The sequence below is a fragment of the Pseudomonas sp. zfem004 genome, assembly GCF_032621715.1.
Classification (GTDB): Bacteria; Pseudomonadota; Gammaproteobacteria; order Pseudomonadales; family Pseudomonadaceae; genus Aquipseudomonas; species Aquipseudomonas sichuanensis.
Genome location: NZ_JAVYJF010000006.1, coordinates 191,937 through 209,841 on the forward strand (window position 1 = coordinate 191,937; position 17,905 = coordinate 209,841).

Below are 17,905 nucleotides of genomic sequence, written 5' to 3' on the forward strand. Positions count from 1 at the left end.
TGCGGCGCAGATCAATAGTCGCTGGGAAGCAGCAGGGTGGTGGCGCTACGGTCGGCTTCGGTGATGATCCAGAGTCTGGACTCGCCGCCGGCGTCGATGTCGTAGCTTGAGAACAAGCGGTCTCCGTGGATAAGTGCGAGCTGGTTGGAGGCTCGATCGTCATCGCATAGCTCGCCCCAGTCGCCAGCCAGGTGGCGTTTCAGCGCAGGGGTTGGGTTGAGCTGCCCGGTTTCCACCAGGTGGCTGATAGCGGCAGTCATCATGATCTGCCCTGGGCTAAACAGCGGTGCTGTGACTCGTTCGTCCGTGGCAGACGCTTCGTCCATGCTCGCCGGCGAGGAGCTGATGATCAGGACCTGGCCGTGATGCACTGACGAAGGCGTCATCTCCCAAGCACGAATGATCGGGATGAAGCGGTCGGTGAGGATCCTGACTTCTGAGACGTTACCCTTCTCGTCCTCGGTGAATTCGGTCTTGCGCACCTTGTCCTTGTAGGTATCACCCTTCACGACCAAGGTCCGCCCCGACTTCGAACGTACAACACCGGAGATTGCGCCGGCGGCCAGGGCCAGAGCGAGGTGCCAACGGGAAAGCTCGCGGACAGGGGCTCGGGGTTGAAGACCGGCTTGCCCGAAGTGCAAGTTGAAGTCGGGCCAGAGACCCCGCAACCGCAGAATCTCGGCGGCGAATTGCTCCGGCTCCAGGGTAATGCGGTAGAAGTGCTCCAGCTCGCTAGCAGCTGACGGGACGAGGTACGGCTCCCATGTCCAGCTGGCTGGGATCTCCTCAGCTTGCTCCTGGCCGGCGCCGATCGCCTGCAGGCGAGACCTCACCTGGTTGGTGGAGACCCGGGCCAGGTCCTGCCGACGTACACGGATGCCGAAGATCACCACCTGTTTGAAGGTGGGGTCTGCAGCACCGTATACACGCAGTTCGGCGAAGTGGTTGCTCAGCCATCCAGTGAACTCGTCGTCCAGCACGTAGTGAGGAACGATGAGCACCATGACGCCGCCGTACTGCAGAAGCGGGAGGCAGCGCTGATAAAAAGCTTTCTCCAAGCGCCGGCGGCCGCTGCCTTGGTACTGGGATGCACCGGAGTGATCCGCGACCAGGTCACCGTAGGGTGGGTTGAGCCAGAGCAAGCCGAACGACTGGCGGCTGATCAAGGTGTCGAAGAGGTCGCTGTGCAGCACCCGATCGAGCAGGCCACGCGCGTGATCCGCGCGTTCGCGATCGTACTCGACGGCGAATGCTTGGACCTGGTCGCGGCCCAGGAGGTGAGCTGCTTCAGCAAGGGCAACACCCTCGCCGGCGCAGGGGTCGCAGATCCTCATCCTGCCCGAGGTGGCGGGAGTGAGCGCCTGCAGCGTGCGTTCGAGCGTGATCTCATCGGTGGGGTAGTAGCCGTTGCGGGCAAAGTTGCGCGCCAGGCGCGGAAACATAAGGGCCATAAGCGTTCCTTGAGTCATAGGTGAGCCCAGGCCTACGCCTGAGCTTCGATAGTGAGTTCGCCGCGACGGATCAGCTCTCCGAGGGAGGGCTCGAGCACGTCGAGCTGAAGAGCGAGCCGCCAGGCGCAGACGTTGCCGATCGCCCCGGGTAGGGCAGTCAGCATGCGGTGCTGGGTGAGGACCTCCATCACGGGCTCGCGCCAGTGGGGGAGAAGGGGAAGCGGGCAGGTCTCGATCACCAGTGGCCAAAGCCGTTGGTGAGGGGCTTCATTGCGCTCCAGGAGGGCAAAAGCGAAGTGATTGGCTTGGTCGGGCACCGAAGCGCGCCGATCGAACAGCCAGAGGTGCAACATGCTGCCGAATAGGGTGCCGCGGAATTGCCGTGTGGTACGCTTTTCCAGTAGGTCATGGTTAGGGAAAACGGGAATGCTCCGCCCGTCGACGAGAATGTGGAACTGCTCGATGCCATTCTCTTCTCGGCCAAGTGTGAGCCTGGCCAGAAACTCCTGCAGTGCGGTGTCACGACCCCAGGCCGACATGAACACCAGGTTGCGTTGCTCGTCGCACACACAGGCGTCGACGTACAGGTCCGGGCATTCTTCGATCTGGAACAAGGGGGATGGGTGCATGATGGCCTCCATAGTGGAGGCGTCCGTCCCAGAGGGCGGAAGCCCCCCGGGGTGGTCTGGTGGTTAGTTGAAGGTCCTGGTGTCTGGATCGAACACCACGGGTTTCTCATTGTGCAGTGGCCCGTGACCAGCACGGAAAATCTGGATGCGGTACTGGTCACGGAGGCGGATAGCGGCCTCGGCCTGGTCCAGTGTGAGCTCCAACTCCTCGATGAACAGGTCGACGAGCTCCTCGTCAGTCGACACCTCGTTGTTGGACAGCTGGTCCTCGATGTTCGCGAGGGTTTGTTTGCTCAAGTTGCTGAAGATGGCGTTCATGGTGGTGCTCCAGGTAGAAAAATGGAGCCCCCCGAGGAGGCCCCTCAGGGTGTGTGGCAGGGCGCTTTAAAACGAGGCCCTGGTCCAGGTTTGAGTTTTGAAGTCCATGGTGAAACCGAGCTGGTCCAGTCGGGTGCATTGGGCGCGCAGCCGTTGTCGGTCAACGGTGGTGTCGAGCCTCACGGTTTCGCTCAGTGGCCACACCGTGCCAAAAAGCTCGGCATCGATGTCGTTCGTGCTCGGTGGCGCCGTTGGACTCATCCCGAAGGGCTCATCCGAGGCGAAGGCATCAGTTTGGGGCTGTCGCGCCGGTGTATTTGGAGTCCGACGTGGCGGTAGCGGTGTGGATGGTGGCCCGTCCTCTTCAAGAGGGTCAGGGACGTTTGTTGGCAGGTGTTCTTCGTCCTCGCGACTGAGACCTGTGACATCCTCCAGGGTCATGCCCTCAAGTTCAGCCCTGATCTCAACAACGAGTCGACCGCCGTGCGAGTAGTACGAGGGTCGAATCTGCTTGATTGCGAAGTCACCTCGGTATTTACCCTCCTGGTACTGATCCAGGAGTGAACTGGTCAAGTAATTTTGGACACCGGTTAAGGTTCATGCCGCTGCCTTGAGCTTTTCCTCCATGGCTACTGGCGTTTCATAGCCGTTGTAGCTGTGGAGGCGCTTGAGGTTGTAGCGCATCAGATAAGCCTGGATGTCCGCACCCATTCTGATTTCAATGCGCCGAAGAATCGCTCCATGGCCGCGTTGTCCCAGCATTGCCCTCGATTACTCATGCTCTGGTTCAGGCTGTACTCTTCAAGTGCTGCCCTGAATTTATGGCTGGTGTACTGACAGCCTTGGTCTGAATGAAACATCACACCCGCAGGCTTGCCTCTGGACTCGGATGCCATGCGTAACGCGTCACAAGCCAACCTGGCATCGGCAGTCATAGAAAACGCCCAGCCCACAACTCGGCGTGCGTACAAGTCGATTACTGCGGCCAAGTACAGCCAACGTCTGCCAACCTGGATGTAAGTCACATCACCACACCACACCTCGTTGATCGTCGAGACTTTGAAATTTCGCTTTAGCTGATTCTCTGCAATCAGTGCTTCCGCACCCGATGACCGATAGCGGTGCGGCCTGCGCTGCTTGCACTGCAGGCCCGCTTCGCGCATCAATGCGCGCACTTTGTATCGCCCGACTTCGTGGCCTTCACGACGCAGCTCCTGCACGAGTGTTCGTGAGCCGGAGGCATTTCGCGACGCTTTGAAATGGTCGACTACCAACAGGCGCAGCGCATCTCTGCCAGGGTTTTCACGCCCTTGCCGCTTGCGCCACGCGTAGAAACTACTGCGCGTGACCCCAAGCACGCGACAGCAGTCGACAACAGGATACTGCTCACTCAGCTCGTTGATCAGCGAGAACGATCTTTGGAGTCCCGAAGCAGGAGAGCACTGGCCTTTTTTAGGATTTCGATATCCCGATCCTTTTGACGGACCAGCGCTTCGAGTTCTTCAATTCGCTGTTGCTCCGGCGTGATTGCCTTGGCTCCCGCCGGAACCTTGCCCGCTCTTTCTTGCCGCACTTGTTCAACCCAACGGCGAAGCGCGGTAGGCCCAAGCCCAAGGGCTGCGCAGACCTCGGGAACTGACTGGCCACCATCCAGAACCATTTCGGCAGCTTGGACTTTGTATTCTCTTGAATAAGATTTACGCACTGATTTTGCCTCCAATTGGGCGCCATCATAGCGCCCGATGAAGGTGTCCAAAATCATTAGGCCAGTTCACTTCAGCCGCGAACACCGGCAAAGCCGGTGCCATCCACTGCGTCGTCTGCTTCGCGGCTAAAGCCGCTCCCACAAGGTGCGCGCTGGGTCCCCTGTCAGTGCAAGTCGCGGCGCAGATCGGCCAGGTACGGAAACGCCTCTCGCCCTTTCACCACTCGCTCGTGCTCCAGTTCCGCCAGCCACAAGCCCTCGTCATGCCCGGCCATCGCCAGCAGGCTGCCGTCCGGCCCGACGATGCTGCTCTGCCCGCAATACTGGATCTCGCCTTCGCTGCCACAGTAGTTGGCGTACACCAGGAAGCACTGGTTCTCCTGCGCCCGCGAGCGCACGGTCACCTGGCAGACGAAGTCATACGGCGCCATGTTCGCCGTCGGCACCAGGATCAGCTCGGCGCCGGCCAGTGCCAGGCGCCGGGCGTTCTCCGGGAACTCGATGTCGTAGCAGATCAGCAAGCCGACCTTCCAGCCGTCAAGCTCGACCACCGGGAAGTGATTGGCGCCCGGGCTGAACATCGAACGGTCAAGCTCGCCGAACAGGTGGGTCTTGCGGTAGTTGCACAGGCTGCGGCCATGGGCGTCGATCAACTGGACGCTGTTGTAGATCGCGCCGTCGTCGGCCCGTTCGGGGTAGCCGTAGACGATGGCGATACGGTGAGCCTGGGCGATTTCCACCACGCTCATCGCCGAAGGGCCATCGTCGGCCTCGGCCAGGCGTTCCACCTGGTCCAGGCCGATGTTGTAGCCACTCAGGAACATTTCCGGGCACACCAGCAGTTGGGCGCCTTGTTGGGCGGCCAGCTGGGCCTGGTGCTGAAGGCGTTCGAGGTTGCCGGGCACGTCCAGGGGGCCGGGCGTGCCCTGGAACAGGGCGATGCGCATCACGCTACTCCTTCGCTCAGTCGGCCAGGGCGATGGGGCCGATTTCATGGAACACATCGCCTGGGCCTGGGTTGTCCGGGTGGGTCTGGCCACCGAAGTGGTTCATGATACCCCACACCGCGTTCAGCGAAGTCTGCACCGCGCCTTCCACCCAGGCCGGGGTCCACGACACGTCGTCACCGGCGATGAAGATGCCGCGCTGCTCGGCGGGCATGTCCTGCTGCATGAAGTGCGCGTACATGCGCTGGTTGTAGCGATAGTGGCCCGGCAGCGCGCCCTTGAAGGCGCCGAGGAAGTGCGGGTCGGCTTCCCAGGAAATGGTGATCGGGTCGCCGATGATGTGCCCGGCGATGTCGGTCTTGGGGTAGATTTTCTTCAGTGCATCGAGGGCCAGCTGCACGCGCTTTTCGGTCGGGTGCGGCAGCATCTTCAAGGCATCGCTCATCCAGGCGTAGGACAGGCAGATCACCCCTGGCTTGTCGTCACCGTTGTCGAACAGGTAGGTGCCGCGGGTCAGGCGATCGGTCAGGGTCATGCTCATCAGGTCGCGGCCGGTTTCCGGGTCTTTGTCTTTCCAGAACGGCCGGTCGACCATCACGAAGGTCTTCGACGACTGCATGTAGCGGGTGCGGTCCAGGGCCATCCACATCTTTTGCGAGAACAGTGCCTCCTCGCAGTCGATCTGGGTGGTCAGCAACCAGCTCTGGCAGGTGGTGAGCACCGCCGCATAGTGGCGTACGTCGCCATAGTTGTCGGTAACGGCCAGCAGACCATCGGAGGCCCGAGCGATGCGCTTGACCCCGGTGCGCGGTGCGCCGCCGTGCAGCGAGCTCAGGCTGGTGCCGGCCGGCCAATGGGCGCAACGCTCCGGCACATGGCGCCAGATCCCCTGCGGTACCTGCTCGACACCGCCGACCACCAGGTGCTGATGATCGTCGCAGTTGGTCATGACCACCCGGAAGATTTCCAGCATCGAGTTGGGGAAGTCGGAATCCCAGCCGCCGGTACCGAAGCCCACCTGGCCAAACACTTCGCGGTGCTGGAAGCTCAGCTTGGCGAACGAGCGCGAGGTGGCGACGAAGTCATAGAAGGTGCGGTCATCCCAGAGCGGCACCAGCTTGTTCCACAGGTCTTTCAGGCGTGGCACATCGCGGTCGCGGATGGCCTGCTGGATATCGCTGAATTGCGCGCCGCTCTCCAGGGCGTCGGCCCAGGCATCGGCCACTTCGTGGAACAGCTGCGGCAGGTCGGCCTTGCTTTCGGCGTAGTAGGTCTGGCCTTCGAGGTCGATCACTGTGCTGCCCGAGGCCGGGGTGAGCGGGTTGGGGAAGGGTTTGGTTTCCAGGCCCAGCTTGTCGACGTAGTGATAGAACGCCGTGGACGACACCGGGAAGCGCATGCCGCCCAGCTCGGCGACGATGCCATCGGTGCCATTGAAGGCTTGCGAACGCAGGCGCCCGCCCAGCTTCGACGCTTCGTACACCACCGGTTTGAGGCCCAGCTTCATCAGCTCGTAGGCCGCCACCAGCCCGGCAATGCCACCCCCGACAATCGCCACTTCCTCGCCATGCCGCGCTGCGGGGATGCTGCCCAGGCCGGCCGGGTGTTCCAGCCAGTCATCGAAGCCGAAGGGGAAGTCCGGGCCGAAGATGGTGACGGGTTTCTTGCCGTCGGCGGGGTGGCGGTTGTTCTTGTTCATGTAATGACCTTGCCAGAGAGGCTGCGCAGGGGGCGGAGCCTGAGTATAGAGAATGACTGGTGGCCATTTTATGAAGCGCGGTGTTCGTAAATAAGATGCAGAGTGGCGTCGTTATGTCGTTTATTTCGTCGTTATGATGCTATTGCATCTCATATCGACGAATCAGCGCAAGGAGGCCAGGTGCTCGACTGTCTCGGGGTACTTCTGCACCAGGCGGATCAAGGCGATGGCCTGGGCGTTGGGTTGAGAACGGCCTTGTTCCCAGTTCTCCAAGGTTCGTGCGTTGGTGCGCAGGTAGGCGGCGAACACTGCGCGCGACATGTTCAGGCGCTGGCGCAGTTCGATCAGCTCGTTGGGTACCAGCGGTGCCAGTTGTTCGAATTCGACCTTGTGCGAGCGCAGGGTGAGCTTGCCGGCCCGTTCGCCGGCGAGGGCGTCGAAGCCTTCGGTGAGTTCAGTGAAGATGTTGCGTGGCATTGGCGGCCCTCATCAAATATCTGTACGTATTTTGCGTATAGTTTGTGATTTGGTCGTCAAATCGTCAATAGGGTGGACTGCTGCCAGCCCAAATGGAGAGGGGAGAAGAGGGAGGGGAGAGAATTGCTGAATATGTCGCAGATAAAGGGCTGTAGCCTTGGGTGCCCCCGTCTGTTCGGCATCTGCGGCGATGGGCTGTCCATCATTCCTACAGACCATCTAAAGATAGGGAATTATCCTACTCGTCTTGTCGCTCTGGTCTGGCTGCACGGGTAATTCTTCACGGCTAATTTCTTGCGGTCGCCGCACATTCGGTGACTGGGCGTGAGAAACCCATCCTTCAACTTGAGCGCCGAGGCATGCTTTATGGCAGCCGTGCGCGGGCAGGCTATTGCCTGGCCGGATTCCAAGTTGGCCGGTTTCTCACCCCGCGTATGGCTGCCACCTTGTTCCTGTGAGAAGGAACAGTGGGCAGCTTTTCCTAGCCCAACTTGGAAACTGCGCCATGAAGAAAATCGTCCCCGACCCACCCCTGAAACTGAATCCCACCACCGAGCGCCCGTTCTGCACCTGCCAGTCCAGTCACCCGCCCATCTTCACCGTCCGCCCCGGCGTCGATGCCGCCGACGCGCTTGTGCACACCAGCATGTTGGCGTCCGCGATCCAGGAAATCGCCGACGACTACGCCCTGCATCACGCGCCCGAGGCGAATCGGGCGATGATCTGGTCGATCGTGCATTCGGCTGAAACCATCCGGGCACTGACGGATGGCCTGCTTGACGCGATGGAGGCCTGATGGCCGACCGTGGGGCAGTCAGCCCGGTTGCCCCCGGTCTACCTTGCTGCTGAGAATGATCGACGTGGTGGTCTTCTCGACCCCGTCGAGGCTACCGATCTGGTCGAGCAGTTGGTCCAGCTGTTCCGGCGAATCGCTGTGCAGCCAGGCCACATAGTCGAACTCGCCACTTACGGCACACAGCTGCTGCACCTGGCCCATGGCCGACAGCCGCCGCACCACCTCCTTGCCCGCACGCGGCTGCACCTTGATCCCCACATAGGCTTGCAGCCCGCCGCCGATCAGGCGTTGGCCAAGCCGGACGCCATAGCCGGTGATTACCTTGCTCTTCTCCAGCCGTGCCAGGCGCGAATTCACCGTGGTGCGGGCGATACCGAGCTGCCGGGCCAGGGTGGCGACGCTTTCGCGGGCATTGATCTGCAACAGGGCGATCAGCTGGCGGTCGATTTCGTCGAGGGCGATGGGGCGTGAGTCAGGCATGGCTAATCTCTGCAGTGGACGCGCTAGCCTAGCCAGCCGCCACGCTGCAGGGCAAGCGCTGGCTTTTGTGGTGCAAGCCGCTAATATTGCGGCCTCATGCCGCCCGGCAAGGATCGGGGGGCCACCATTGCAGGCGGAGTTGCAGATGAGTCTCAGGGACTGGTACTGGAAGCGCTGGATACGTCGCCAGGGGGGCAAAGTCGGCCTGGGGGTGTCGAAGTTCGGCAAGCGCGCCGTACTCGACCTTGAGCAGGAGGTCCGCCTCGGCGATGTCATACTCGACTGCCGCGAACTGTCGATCGGCGCCCACACCTACATCCGCAGCGATTGCCTTCTGCAACTGGTCGAATCGATCGGACGCTTCTGTTCGATCGGCAGCGGTGCCGTGATCGGCCAGGAAAAGAACACCCATCCGGTCGATTGGCTCAGTACCCACCCGTTCCAGTACACCGGCACCACCCTTGAATACACCGCGCGCGTGGACATGGCCAGCATTGGTCACGACGTGTGGATCGGGCACAGCGCGATGGTGATGGAAGGGGTCAAGGTCGGTACTGGGGCGATCATCGCCACCCGTGCCGTGGTCACCCGTGACGTGCCGCCCTATGCCGTGGTGGCAGGTGTGCCTGCCCGGGTGGTTCGTTACCGCTATCCGCCAGACATGATCGAGCGTCTGCTCGCCAGCCGTTGGTGGGAGCGTGACGTGCAGGCGTTGCAGCGTTTGCCGCTCAATGACCCGGCGGCCTGCCTGGCGGCAATGGAGCCACTTCCCCCGGCACGCTATGGGCGGATTCGCCTAAGCCGAAAGGGTGGCGAGGTGCTGGCCGGCCCGCAGTGAACGGACGGGCCGCAGAAACGAAAAAGCCGCGCATCAGCGCGGCTTTTGTATTTCTGGTGGGCCCACACGGACTCGAACCGTGGACCAAAGGATTATGAGTCCTCTGCTCTAACCGACTGAGCTATAGGCCCTCAGCAGGTGCGCCGGATTATAACGAGGGTTTCGATACCGTGCCATCCGAAAGATCCGATAGTGCTATGCGCAGGAAGGTCGCGGCGAACTCCGCGGGTGGCAGGGGCAGGCTGACGATGTAGCCCTGGATCTGTTCACAGCCCTCGGCGGCGAGGAAGCGCTGCTGGGCCTGGTTCTCCACGCCCTCGGCAATGATGGTGAGCTGCATGCTGCGCCCGAGCGCAATGATCGCACGGGCGATAGCGGCGTCGTGGGGGTCATCCGGCAGGCCGCGGATGAACGACTGGTCGATCTTGAGGATGTCCAGCGGCAGGCGCTTGAGGTAGCTGAGCGACGAATAACCGGTACCGAAGTCGTCGATGGCCAGCTGCACGCCAAGCTGCTTGAGCTGGTGGAGGACGGCCAAGGCTTCTTCAGCCTGGCTCATGATGAAGTTTTCGGTGATTTCCAGTTGCAGGTCACCCGCCTTGAGCTGGTATGTCCTGAGCAGTTGCTCGATGCGCTTGGCCAGGCTTGGCTGGCGCAGTTGGGCGCCGGCGAGGTTGATCGAGAGCGGGCCGAAGGACTGGTAGTTCTTTTTCCACGCGTGCATCTGCCGGCAGGTCTGTTCCAGCACCCAGTCGCCAAGCTGAAGGATGGTGCCGTTTTCTTCGGCGAGGTGGATGAACTGCTCGGGCGGCACCTCGCCGAAGGTGGGATGGGTCCAGCGGATCAGCGCCTCGGCGCCTACCAGGCCCTGGGTCTTGAGGCTGAACTTGGGCTGGTAGCACAGGCTCAGCTCGTTGCGTTCGATGGCGCGGCGCAGTTCGTGCTCGAGGGCGATGCGTTCGCTGGCCTGGGCGGTAAGGTCGCGGGTGTAGGCTTCGACCCGGTTGCGGCCCTTGGCTTTGGAGCGGTACATCGCGGCGTCGGCGTTGCGGATCAAGGTGGCAACGTCGGTGCCGTCCTGTGGGTACAGGCTGATGCCGATGCTGGCGCTGGTGAAGAACTCATGCTCGCCGGCCTGGAAGGGGGCATGGAAGCAGGCCAGCAGCTTGTTGGCGATGGCGCTGGCGTCGTCGGGCTTGTGCAGGCCGGGCAGCAGGATGATGAATTCGTCCCCCCCCAGGCGGGCCACGGTATCGACGTCGCGCACCTGCTCCTTCAGGCGTTGGGCGATACCTTTGAGCAGCAGGTCGCCGACCGGGTGGCCGAGGCTGTCGTTGATGTGCTTGAAGCGGTCGAGGTCGAGGAACAGCACCGCACCCTGGCGGTTGGAAACCTGGGCGCAGGTCAGTACGGCCTGCAGGCGGCTCTCGAACAGCGTGCGGTTGGGCAGGCCGGTCAGTGGGTCGTGATGGGCCTGGTAGTCAAGCTTGGCCTGGGCGTGCTTGAGGCTGGAGATGTCGGCGAATACGGCGACGAAGTGGGTGATCTCGCGCTCGCTGTTGCGCACGGCGCTGATGGTCAGCCAGCTGGGGTAGAGCTCGCCGTTCTTGCGTTTGTTGTGGATCTCGCCCTGCCAGTGGCCTTCGGCGGTCAACTGGTGCCACATGGCGAGGTAGAAGGCGCTGTCGTGCTGGCCAGAGGCAAGCAGGCGAGGGGTCTGGCCGAGGGCTTCGATTTCGCTGTAGCCGGTGATCTCGCTGAAGGCGCGGTTGACTGCGCTGATGCGCTGCTCGATGTCGGTAATCAGCACGCCTTCGGCGGTGTTCTCGAACACCGTGGCCGCCAGCTGCAGTTTTTCCTGCATCAGGTGGCGTTCGGTGATGTCACGGGCGATGGTCAGCATGCAGTCGACGCCGCCGATCGGCAATGGTCGGGCGGCCAGCTCGCACAGGCGGATCTGCCCGTCGCTGCGGCGGATGTGGCAGCTGAAGTCGCGCACGGCACCCTCGCGCTGGAGCCGTTCGACCAGGCGCTGACGTTCGTTGAGGTCGACCCAGATGCCGAGGTCCAGGGAGGTCTGGTCGACGTTCGGGCTTATGTCGTAACCGGTCAGGCGACAGAAGCCTTCATTGACCTCCAGCAGAAGGCCATCACTCTGGCGCGACAGCAGCAGGCCGTCGGGGGAGGCATGGAAGGCCTTGGCGAACTTTTCTTCCGAGGTTTGCAGTTGTTGCTGGGTCTCTTTCAGCTGGCTGATGTCGCGCACCGCCACCACCAGGGCCCGGGTTCCATCGAGGTCGAAGGCCTCGGCGGAGGTGAGGCCGGTGAACAGCTGGCCGTTGCTGCGGCGGAAGGTCATCTCGAGGTTGCGCACACCGCTGCGCTGCAGGCGTTCGAGCATGATCGGGCCGGTGCCGGCGACGCCCCACAGGTCGAGTTCGGTGGCGGTGCGGCCGAGTACCTGGTTCGGGCTCAAGCCGATCTGTTCTTCGAACGCTTCGTTGACCTCCAGCAGGCAGCCGTCGCTTTGCCGGGCAATGAGCAGGATGTCCGGGCACTGCTGGAATACCGAGGCGAACTTCTGCTCCGACAGGCGCAGTGCGTCCTCGGTGTGCTTGGTTTCGCTGATGTCGATCATCAGGCCGCGCATCAGGGGCTTGTGGCCGTGCTCGATCATGCTGACGATGTTGCGCACCCACAGGGCATGACCGTCGGCGCGGATCACCCGATAGTCGAGGCTGTGATCACGTCCGGCGGCAGTCTCGCTGTCGCAGTAGGCCTGAGCCCAGAGCGCGTCCTCCGGATGCAGGATGCTGCGCCAGAAACCGGGCTTGAGCCATTCGCTCAATGGGTAGCCGAGCAGGTCTTCGGCATGGGGCGAAACATAGCTGTAGGTAAAATCGTTGGCGTCGGCCTCCCAGGCGATCGCCGACAGGCTCTCGACCAGGCCGCGATAGTGGTATTCGCTGCTGCGCAGCTCCTGCTCCAGGGCGATACGCCGGGAAATTTCCGAGCTCAGCCGGCGGTTGATGCGAATCACCACGGCGAGGATGGCCACCAGCAGCAGGACCGCAGGCAGGCCGTACAGCAGCATGTCATGCCAGAAGGTACGCTGGTCGACGACATTGCCCACCCAGCGTTGCTGGATATGGCTGATTTCGCTGTTGCTCATGTCGGCCATGACCTTGTCGAGGATGGCCACGAGAATCTTCTGCTGCTGTGGCACGGCCATGGCCAGTTGGTAGCGGTAGGGCGTTTCGCCGCTGACGTAGAGGCCATCGAGCTTGAGCTGGCGCAGGCTCCAGATGCTCGAGGCAAGGTCGCCGACCACGGCGTCCACGGCGTCGGTGGCCAGTGCCTGCAGCGCCGAGCTGACGTTGGGCATGGCCACCAGGTTGAGGTCCGGGTGGTGCGTGCGCAGCAGCTCGTGGGGGGCGTAGTTCTCTACCACGGCGATCTTCAGGCCGTAGAGGTCCTTGAGGTTGCGCGGCTGCGCGCCACCGGAGTGGGCGAGTATGACAATCGGGAAGTCCAGGTAGGGGCGGGTGAAGGCCAGGTAGCTCTGGCGCTCCGGGGTGGACATGATGCCGGGCAGCAGGTCGATGCGGTTGTTGCGCGCCTGCTCGAGCACCTCGGTCCAGCTGCTGGGCTCGACCGGTTTGAGCGTGACGCCCAGGCGCTCCTGGATAAGGGCGATGTAATCGGCGGCCAGTCCCTGGTAACGGCCTTCCTGGTCGCGAAATTCGAAGGGCGGCCATGAAGCATCTACGCCCAGGCGCAGCTGCGGGTGCGCGCTGAGCCAGGCTTGTTCCTCGTCAGTCAGGGTCAGGGCGCCGGCCGTTGTGTTCCAGACCATCAGGAGCAGCAACAGGAGGGCCGGCATCAAGGGCATAGCGGCCTCTCGATCAGGGGGTCTGAGTCGAGTGTAGACGGGCATCCTGCCAGCAGGGTGACGCCGGTCATGACCTTTTGTCACATAAGAAAAACCCCGGCCTGGGCCGGGGTTCGTCATCACTCGTCGAGGAAGGAGCGCAGATGCTCGCTTCGCGTCGGGTGGCGCAGCTTGCGCAGCGCCTTGGCTTCGATCTGACGGATCCGCTCACGGGTCACGTCGAACTGCTTGCCGACTTCTTCGAGGGTGTGGTCGGTGTTCATGTCGATACCGAAACGCATGCGCAGCACTTTGGCTTCGCGTGCGGTCAGGCCCGAGAGCACGTCACGGGTCGCTTCCTTGAGGCTTTCGACCGTGGCCACGTCGATCGGGGACTGCATGGTGGAGTCCTCGATGAAATCGCCCAGGTGCGAGTCTTCGTCGTCACCGATCGGCGTTTCCATGGAGATCGGCTCCTTGGCGATCTTCAATACCTTGCGGATCTTGTCCTCTGGCATCTCCATGCGCTCACCAAGCTCTTCCGGGGTCGGTTCACGACCCATTTCCTGCAGCATCTGCCGGGAAATGCGGTTGAGCTTGTTGATCGTCTCGATCATGTGCACCGGAATACGGATGGTGCGCGCCTGGTCGGCGATCGAACGGGTGATCGCCTGGCGGATCCACCAGGTGGCGTAGGTCGAGAACTTGTAGCCGCGACGGTATTCGAACTTGTCCACCGCCTTCATCAGGCCGATGTTGCCTTCCTGGATCAGGTCGAGGAACTGCAGGCCACGGTTGGTGTACTTCTTGGCGATGGAGATCACCAGACGCAGGTTCGCCTCGACCATTTCCTTCTTGGCGCGGCGGGCCTTGGCCTCACCGATGGACATGCGACGGTTGATTTCCTTGATTTCGGCAACGGTCAGGCCGGTCTCGGTCTCAAGGTCGATCAGTTTCTGCTGGCAGGCGACGATCGCGGCGTTTTTCTCACCCAGGGCAGCGGCCCATTTGGTGTTGCGCTTGGCGAGGTCTCCGCTCCAGGTCTGGTCGGTCTCGTTGCTCGGGAACAGACGCAGGAAGTCGGCACGCGGCATGCGCGCGTCACGCACGCACAGCTGCATGATGGCGCGTTCCTGCTGGCGCAGACGGTCCAGGGCGCTGCGAACGCGCTCTACCAGTGCTTCGAACTGCTTGGGCACCAGCTTGATCGGCATGAACAGATCAGCCAGGGCCTGCATGGCGCCAATGCTTTCGGCATGGGTGCGGCCATGTTTCTTCAGCACCTTGAGGGTGATGACGAGCTGCTCGGAGACGGCACCGAAACGCTGGGCTGCAACGACCGGGTCCGGACCGCTTTCGGCCTCTTCCTCGTCGTCGCTGCTCTCGGCGTTTTCTTCGTCTTCGTCTTCGTCTTCCTTCGCGGCAGCGGCCTTGGCACCAGGGATCGGTACTTCTTCGGTCGGTGCGGCGATGTTGTCATCAGGGTCGATATAACCGCTGAGGACGTCGGACAGACGGCCACCTTCGGAGGTGACGCGGTCGTATTCGCTGAGGATGTGGTCGACAGTACCGGGGAAGTGGGCGATGGCGCCCATGACTTCGCGGATGCCTTCCTCGATGCGCTTGGCGATTTCGATTTCGCCTTCGCGGGTCAACAGCTCGACGGTACCCATTTCGCGCATGTACATGCGCACCGGGTCGGTCGTGCGGCCGATATCGGTCTCAACTGCCGCCAACGCTGCGGCGGCCTCTTCGGCTGCGGCTTCGTCGGTGTCGGCTTCCGCCAACAACAGGGCATCCGCATCCGGAGCACTCTCGAATACGTTGATCCCCATGTCGTTGATCATGCGGATGATGTCTTCCACCTGCTCCGGATCTGAAATATCCTCGGGCAGGTGGTCGTTGACCTCCGCGTAAGTCAGGTAGCCCTGCTCACGACCGCGGGTGATCAACTCTTTGATGCGAGATTGCTGTTGCGCTTTTCCGGACATAACACCCTATCCACTGAAGGTCTTGGCGGGCAAAAAACAAGCCGAGGATTATACCCGAGCATGGACCTCACGCGCCAGATGAGGTCGGGTTTTGTGCGGGAACATTGCGGCGGAGCAAGTCACGAAGCTTGGCAGTTTCGTCCTCGTCCAAGCCTGTTAGACGAGATTTGCTGATCAAATGTTCCAGGCTGCGCTCGCGTTGGCGGGCGGACAAACTAGTTATAGTGTCGAAAAACTGTTGTTCAAGGTTGTCGGCATCGATCAACCATTCCTTTTCCGCCAGGGCGCGCAGCAAGCGGCCTTGTTCGGTGCCATGCCAGCGTGCGATCAACTGCATAGAGCTTAGCTTAGGATTCTTCTGCGCAGCCTCGATCAGGGCCACCAGCAGTTGGCTGTAGAGTTGCTGCTCGTCGGCGAAGTGGCCGGCATCTTCGACCTTGCCGGCCAGCAACGGGTGGTGCAACAGCGTGCGCAGCGCCGATAACGACGGTGGTTCCACCGGCGCCGGTACCCGCGGTGGCGCCTCGCCACGTTGGCCATCGCGCTGCCAGGGCTTGCCGCCTTTCTTGTCCCAGGGCTTTCCATCCCATTGTTTCTTGCCGCCCTTGTTCGGTGTCCAGGGGCGTTGCTCCTGTTGCGCCGGGGCGTAGTCGGGCTGGTGCTGCAGGTCGCCATAGTCCGGGGTGTAGCTGGCCATGGCGTCGTAGTCGAAGCCCGGGTCGTAATCCGGCACGCTGCTGGCGGCCGGCGCACTCTGCGCCAGTTGCTCCAGCTGCTGCGGGTCGAGGCCGGTGATCTCCTTCAGGCGGTTGCGCATCAGTTGGCGCAGGTTCGCTCCTGGGACCTTTTCGATCAGCGGGGCGGCCAGCGTGACCATGTGCGCCTTGCCTTCCAGCGAGCGCGGATCGGCCTCGTTGCTCAACTGCTCGAAGAAATAGTCGGCCAGCGGCTGGGCGTGCTGGTTGATGCGGGCATGGAAGGCGTCGGTGCCTTCCGCGCGGACCAGGCTGTCCGGGTCTTCGCCCTCGGGCAGGAACAGGAAGCGTGCGCGGCGGCCATCCTGCAGGCTCGGCAGGGTCGACTCCAGTGCGCGCCAGGCGGCCTTGCGCCCTGCCTGGTCGCCGTCGAAGCAGAACAGCACGCTGGGCACCACGCGGAACAGGCGCTTGAGGTGTTCTTCGCTGGTAGCCGTGCCCAGTGTCGCCACGGCGTTGCGCAGCCCCTGCTGGGCCAGGGCGATGACGTCCATGTAGCCTTCGACGACGATGATTTCGTCGAGGTTGCGGTTGTTCTTGCGTGCCTCGTACAGGCCGTACAGCTCCTGGCCTTTATGGAATACCGGGGTTTCCGGGGAGTTCAGGTACTTGGGCTTGTCGTCGCCCAGCACCCGGCCGCCGAAGGCAATGACCCGGCCACGGCTGTCGCGAATCGGGAACATCACGCGGTCGCGAAAACGGTCGTAACGCTTGCCGCTCTCGGCGTTCTCGATCAGCAGGCCAGCATCGATCATGACCTTCTGCTGCAGCGTGTCGGCGCCCAGGTGCTTGAGCAGGTTGTCCCAGCCTGGCGGGGCGAAGCCCAGGCTGAAATCGCGGGCGATCTCGCCGGACAGGCCGCGGCCCTTGAGGTAGTCCACCGCCGCCTTGCGGGTCGGGTGGCTGCGCAGGGCCTGGCGATAGAATTCGCTGGCCGCTTCGAGCAGCGGGTACAGGGGGGAGTCGGTTGGCTGGCGCGGCTTCTGCCCTCGACGGCCCTCTTCGCGTGGCACTTCCATGCCGGCTGCACGGGCCAGTTCCTCGACCGCCTGGGGGAAGTCCAGGTTGTCGTGGTCCATGATGAAGCCCAGCGCGTTGCCGCCGGCGCCGCAGCCAAAGCAGTAGTAGAACTGCTTGTCGGGGCTGACGGTGAAGGAGGGAGACTTCTCCTTGTGGAACGGGCAGCAGGCGGAAAGATTCTTGCCGGTCTTCTTCAGCTGGACGCGCGAACTCACCACGTCGACGATGTCGGTGCGGTTCAGGAGGTCATCGATGAAACTCTGGGGAATCAGCCCGGCCATGGCAGCCTCGTCATCTGGCAACTGGCAAGTCTAAACGCTTGTGCTCGGGTTTGGCGTGGGGTGTTGCGAAGGGGTATGTGCTCGTCACCAGCCTGTGAGGGCTCGTCAGAAAGGACGTGCACGTCTGGCCAATGGCCAGGTCTGACGTGTTATTGCAGGTTGCCCATGGCTTTTGCCGGGGCACCCCAGGCGCATGGCCAAGGGTTTGAAGCGACCGCTGCCATCAGCCCGGCACGAGGCCGGGCGGGGCAGAAGCTTTACGTAGAACGGCTGTATTAGTACAGACGAACTGCGCGGCGCTGTTCGCGCTGAACTTTCTTCGCGTGACGCTTTACAGCGGCAGCGGCTTTGCGCTTACGCTCGGCGGTCGGCTTCTCGTAAAACTCGCGGCTACGAACTTCAGCCAGTACACCGGCTTTTTCGCAGGAGCGCTTGAAACGACGCAGAGCTACGTCGAAGGGTTCGTTCTCTTTAACTTTGACGGCTGGCATCCAGGGCTACCTTAATTCATTACCGGGGTAGACGTGCTCCTGGCAAAACATAAGGTGTGCTGGAGTACGTCGGTTTTCAAGGGTTGCGGATGTTAACCCTTAGCTGGCAGGAATGCAAAGCCTCTGATCGAAAACCGCTGGTCGGCACAGGGTGCG

Annotated in this window: 16 protein-coding genes and 1 tRNA gene; 2 read left to right on the forward strand and 15 right to left on the reverse strand. The window is 62.3% G+C overall.

The genetic code is table 11. The features are described 5' to 3' along the window. Positions 1-11: 11 nt before the first annotated feature. The 9 genes from RTH46_RS09055 to RTH46_RS09090 form a co-directional block, all read right to left on the reverse strand. Complete coding sequence (locus RTH46_RS09055) at positions 12-1,451, reverse strand: DUF6094 domain-containing protein (protein WP_316905494.1); 1,440 nt, start codon at positions 1,449-1,451, stop codon at positions 12-14. 32 nt (positions 1,452-1,483) lie between these two features. Beyond that, a complete protein-coding gene (locus RTH46_RS09060) occupies positions 1,484-2,080 on the reverse strand; it encodes a hypothetical protein (RefSeq protein WP_410478552.1) in 597 nt (198 codons plus the stop codon). Positions 2,081-2,143: 63 nt separating this feature from the next. After that, positions 2,144-2,398 (reverse strand): hypothetical protein, encoded by a 255-nt coding sequence (locus RTH46_RS09065; RefSeq protein ID WP_103470012.1) that lies wholly within the window; start codon positions 2,396-2,398, stop codon positions 2,144-2,146. 66 nt (positions 2,399-2,464) lie between these two features. Beyond that, positions 2,465-2,971 carry a DUF3275 family protein gene (locus tag RTH46_RS09070; RefSeq protein ID WP_316905495.1) on the reverse strand — a complete coding sequence of 169 codons (507 nt, stop codon included), beginning with the start codon at positions 2,969-2,971 and terminating at the stop codon, positions 2,465-2,467. Between the two features lie 110 nt (positions 2,972-3,081). After that, positions 3,082-3,804 carry an IS3 family transposase gene (locus RTH46_RS26245; RefSeq protein WP_410478556.1) on the reverse strand — a complete coding sequence of 241 codons (723 nt, stop codon included), beginning with the start codon at positions 3,802-3,804 and terminating at the stop codon, positions 3,082-3,084. Beyond that, on the reverse strand, positions 3,801-4,160 hold the full coding sequence (locus tag RTH46_RS26250; RefSeq protein WP_410478553.1) for a transposase: 360 nt from the start codon (positions 4,158-4,160) through the stop codon (positions 3,801-3,803). The genes RTH46_RS26245 and RTH46_RS26250 overlap by 4 nt, the downstream gene beginning before the upstream one ends. A 107-nt stretch (positions 4,161-4,267) precedes the next feature. Further along, on the reverse strand, positions 4,268-5,050 hold the full coding sequence (locus RTH46_RS09080) for a carbon-nitrogen hydrolase family protein (protein ID WP_316905496.1): 783 nt from the start codon (positions 5,048-5,050) through the stop codon (positions 4,268-4,270). Positions 5,051-5,066: 16 nt separating this feature from the next. Continuing rightward, positions 5,067-6,749 (reverse strand): flavin monoamine oxidase family protein, encoded by a 1,683-nt coding sequence (locus tag RTH46_RS09085; protein WP_153786006.1) that lies wholly within the window; start codon positions 6,747-6,749, stop codon positions 5,067-5,069. A 162-nt stretch (positions 6,750-6,911) separates the two neighbouring features. Continuing rightward, positions 6,912-7,226 (reverse strand): helix-turn-helix domain-containing protein, encoded by a 315-nt coding sequence (locus RTH46_RS09090; protein ID WP_153786005.1) that lies wholly within the window; start codon positions 7,224-7,226, stop codon positions 6,912-6,914. A 505-nt stretch (positions 7,227-7,731) separates the two neighbouring features. Here RTH46_RS09090 and RTH46_RS09095 point away from each other — a divergent pair. Then, positions 7,732-8,022, forward strand: a complete 291-nt coding sequence (locus tag RTH46_RS09095) for a DUF3077 domain-containing protein (protein ID WP_153786004.1) — start codon at positions 7,732-7,734, stop codon at positions 8,020-8,022. 18 nt (positions 8,023-8,040) lie between these two features. On the opposite strand, the gene RTH46_RS09100 is transcribed toward RTH46_RS09095, so the two are convergent. Further along, the gene (locus RTH46_RS09100; RefSeq protein ID WP_110994299.1) at positions 8,041-8,502 is read right to left on the reverse strand and encodes an Lrp/AsnC family transcriptional regulator; all 462 of its coding nucleotides are present in this window, start codon (positions 8,500-8,502) and stop codon (positions 8,041-8,043) included. A gap of 145 nt (positions 8,503-8,647) precedes the next feature. Between RTH46_RS09100 and RTH46_RS09105 the strand changes: the two genes are divergently transcribed. Further along, positions 8,648-9,340 (forward strand): CatB-related O-acetyltransferase, encoded by a 693-nt coding sequence (locus RTH46_RS09105; RefSeq protein ID WP_316905497.1) that lies wholly within the window; start codon positions 8,648-8,650, stop codon positions 9,338-9,340. Positions 9,341-9,394: 54 nt separating this feature from the next. On the opposite strand, the gene RTH46_RS09110 is transcribed toward RTH46_RS09105, so the two are convergent. The 5 genes from RTH46_RS09110 to rpsU all read right to left on the reverse strand — a co-directional run bounded on the left by RTH46_RS09110 (position 9,395) and on the right by rpsU (position 17,749). Beyond that, positions 9,395-9,471 (reverse strand) — tRNA-Ile (locus tag RTH46_RS09110). A 17-nt stretch (positions 9,472-9,488) separates the two neighbouring features. Continuing rightward, positions 9,489-13,232: a bifunctional diguanylate cyclase/phosphodiesterase gene (locus RTH46_RS09115; protein WP_153785996.1), complete on the reverse strand. Its 3,744-nt coding sequence runs from the start codon at positions 13,230-13,232 to the stop codon at positions 9,489-9,491. Positions 13,233-13,351: 119 nt separating this feature from the next. Then, on the reverse strand, positions 13,352-15,202 hold the full coding sequence (rpoD, locus tag RTH46_RS09120) for an RNA polymerase sigma factor RpoD (RefSeq protein WP_316905498.1): 1,851 nt from the start codon (positions 15,200-15,202) through the stop codon (positions 13,352-13,354). 67 nt (positions 15,203-15,269) lie between these two features. After that, on the reverse strand, positions 15,270-17,258 hold the full coding sequence (gene dnaG, locus RTH46_RS09125; RefSeq protein WP_153785994.1) for a DNA primase: 1,989 nt from the start codon (positions 17,256-17,258) through the stop codon (positions 15,270-15,272). Between the two features lie 275 nt (positions 17,259-17,533). Then, the gene (gene rpsU, locus RTH46_RS09130) at positions 17,534-17,749 is read right to left on the reverse strand and encodes a 30S ribosomal protein S21 (RefSeq protein WP_003255575.1); all 216 of its coding nucleotides are present in this window, start codon (positions 17,747-17,749) and stop codon (positions 17,534-17,536) included. Positions 17,750-17,905: the final 156 nt, after the last annotated feature.

What these genes read in the sequence shown, in the direction of transcription:
- RTH46_RS09055 (WP_316905494.1), bottom strand. Translation starts at nt 1,451, where the DNA reads ATGGCCCTTATGTTTCCGCGCCTGGCGCGCAACTTTGCCCGCAACGGC.
- RTH46_RS09060 (WP_410478552.1), bottom strand. Translation starts at nt 2,080, where the DNA reads ATGCACCCATCCCCCTTGTTCCAGATCGAAGAATGCCCGGACCTGTAC.
- RTH46_RS09065 (WP_103470012.1), bottom strand. Translation starts at nt 2,398, where the DNA reads ATGAACGCCATCTTCAGCAACTTGAGCAAACAAACCCTCGCGAACATC.
- RTH46_RS26250 (WP_410478553.1), bottom strand. Translation starts at nt 4,160, where the DNA reads ATGATTTTGGACACCTTCATCGGGCGCTATGATGGCGCCCAATTGGAG.
- RTH46_RS09080 (WP_316905496.1), bottom strand. Translation starts at nt 5,050, where the DNA reads ATGCGCATCGCCCTGTTCCAGGGCACGCCCGGCCCCCTGGACGTGCCC.
- RTH46_RS09085 (WP_153786006.1), bottom strand. Translation starts at nt 6,749, where the DNA reads ATGAACAAGAACAACCGCCACCCCGCCGACGGCAAGAAACCCGTCACC.
- RTH46_RS09090 (WP_153786005.1), bottom strand. Translation starts at nt 7,226, where the DNA reads ATGCCACGCAACATCTTCACTGAACTCACCGAAGGCTTCGACGCCCTC.
- RTH46_RS09095 (WP_153786004.1), top strand. Translation starts at nt 7,732, where the DNA reads ATGAAGAAAATCGTCCCCGACCCACCCCTGAAACTGAATCCCACCACC.
- RTH46_RS09100 (WP_110994299.1), bottom strand. Translation starts at nt 8,502, where the DNA reads ATGCCTGACTCACGCCCCATCGCCCTCGACGAAATCGACCGCCAGCTG.
- RTH46_RS09105 (WP_316905497.1), top strand. Translation starts at nt 8,648, where the DNA reads ATGAGTCTCAGGGACTGGTACTGGAAGCGCTGGATACGTCGCCAGGGG.
- RTH46_RS09115 (WP_153785996.1), bottom strand. Translation starts at nt 13,232, where the DNA reads ATGCCCTTGATGCCGGCCCTCCTGTTGCTGCTCCTGATGGTCTGGAAC.
- rpoD (WP_316905498.1), bottom strand. Translation starts at nt 15,202, where the DNA reads ATGTCCGGAAAAGCGCAACAGCAATCTCGCATCAAAGAGTTGATCACC.
- dnaG (WP_153785994.1), bottom strand. Translation starts at nt 17,258, where the DNA reads ATGGCCGGGCTGATTCCCCAGAGTTTCATCGATGACCTCCTGAACCGC.
- rpsU (WP_003255575.1), bottom strand. Translation starts at nt 17,749, where the DNA reads ATGCCAGCCGTCAAAGTTAAAGAGAACGAACCCTTCGACGTAGCTCTG.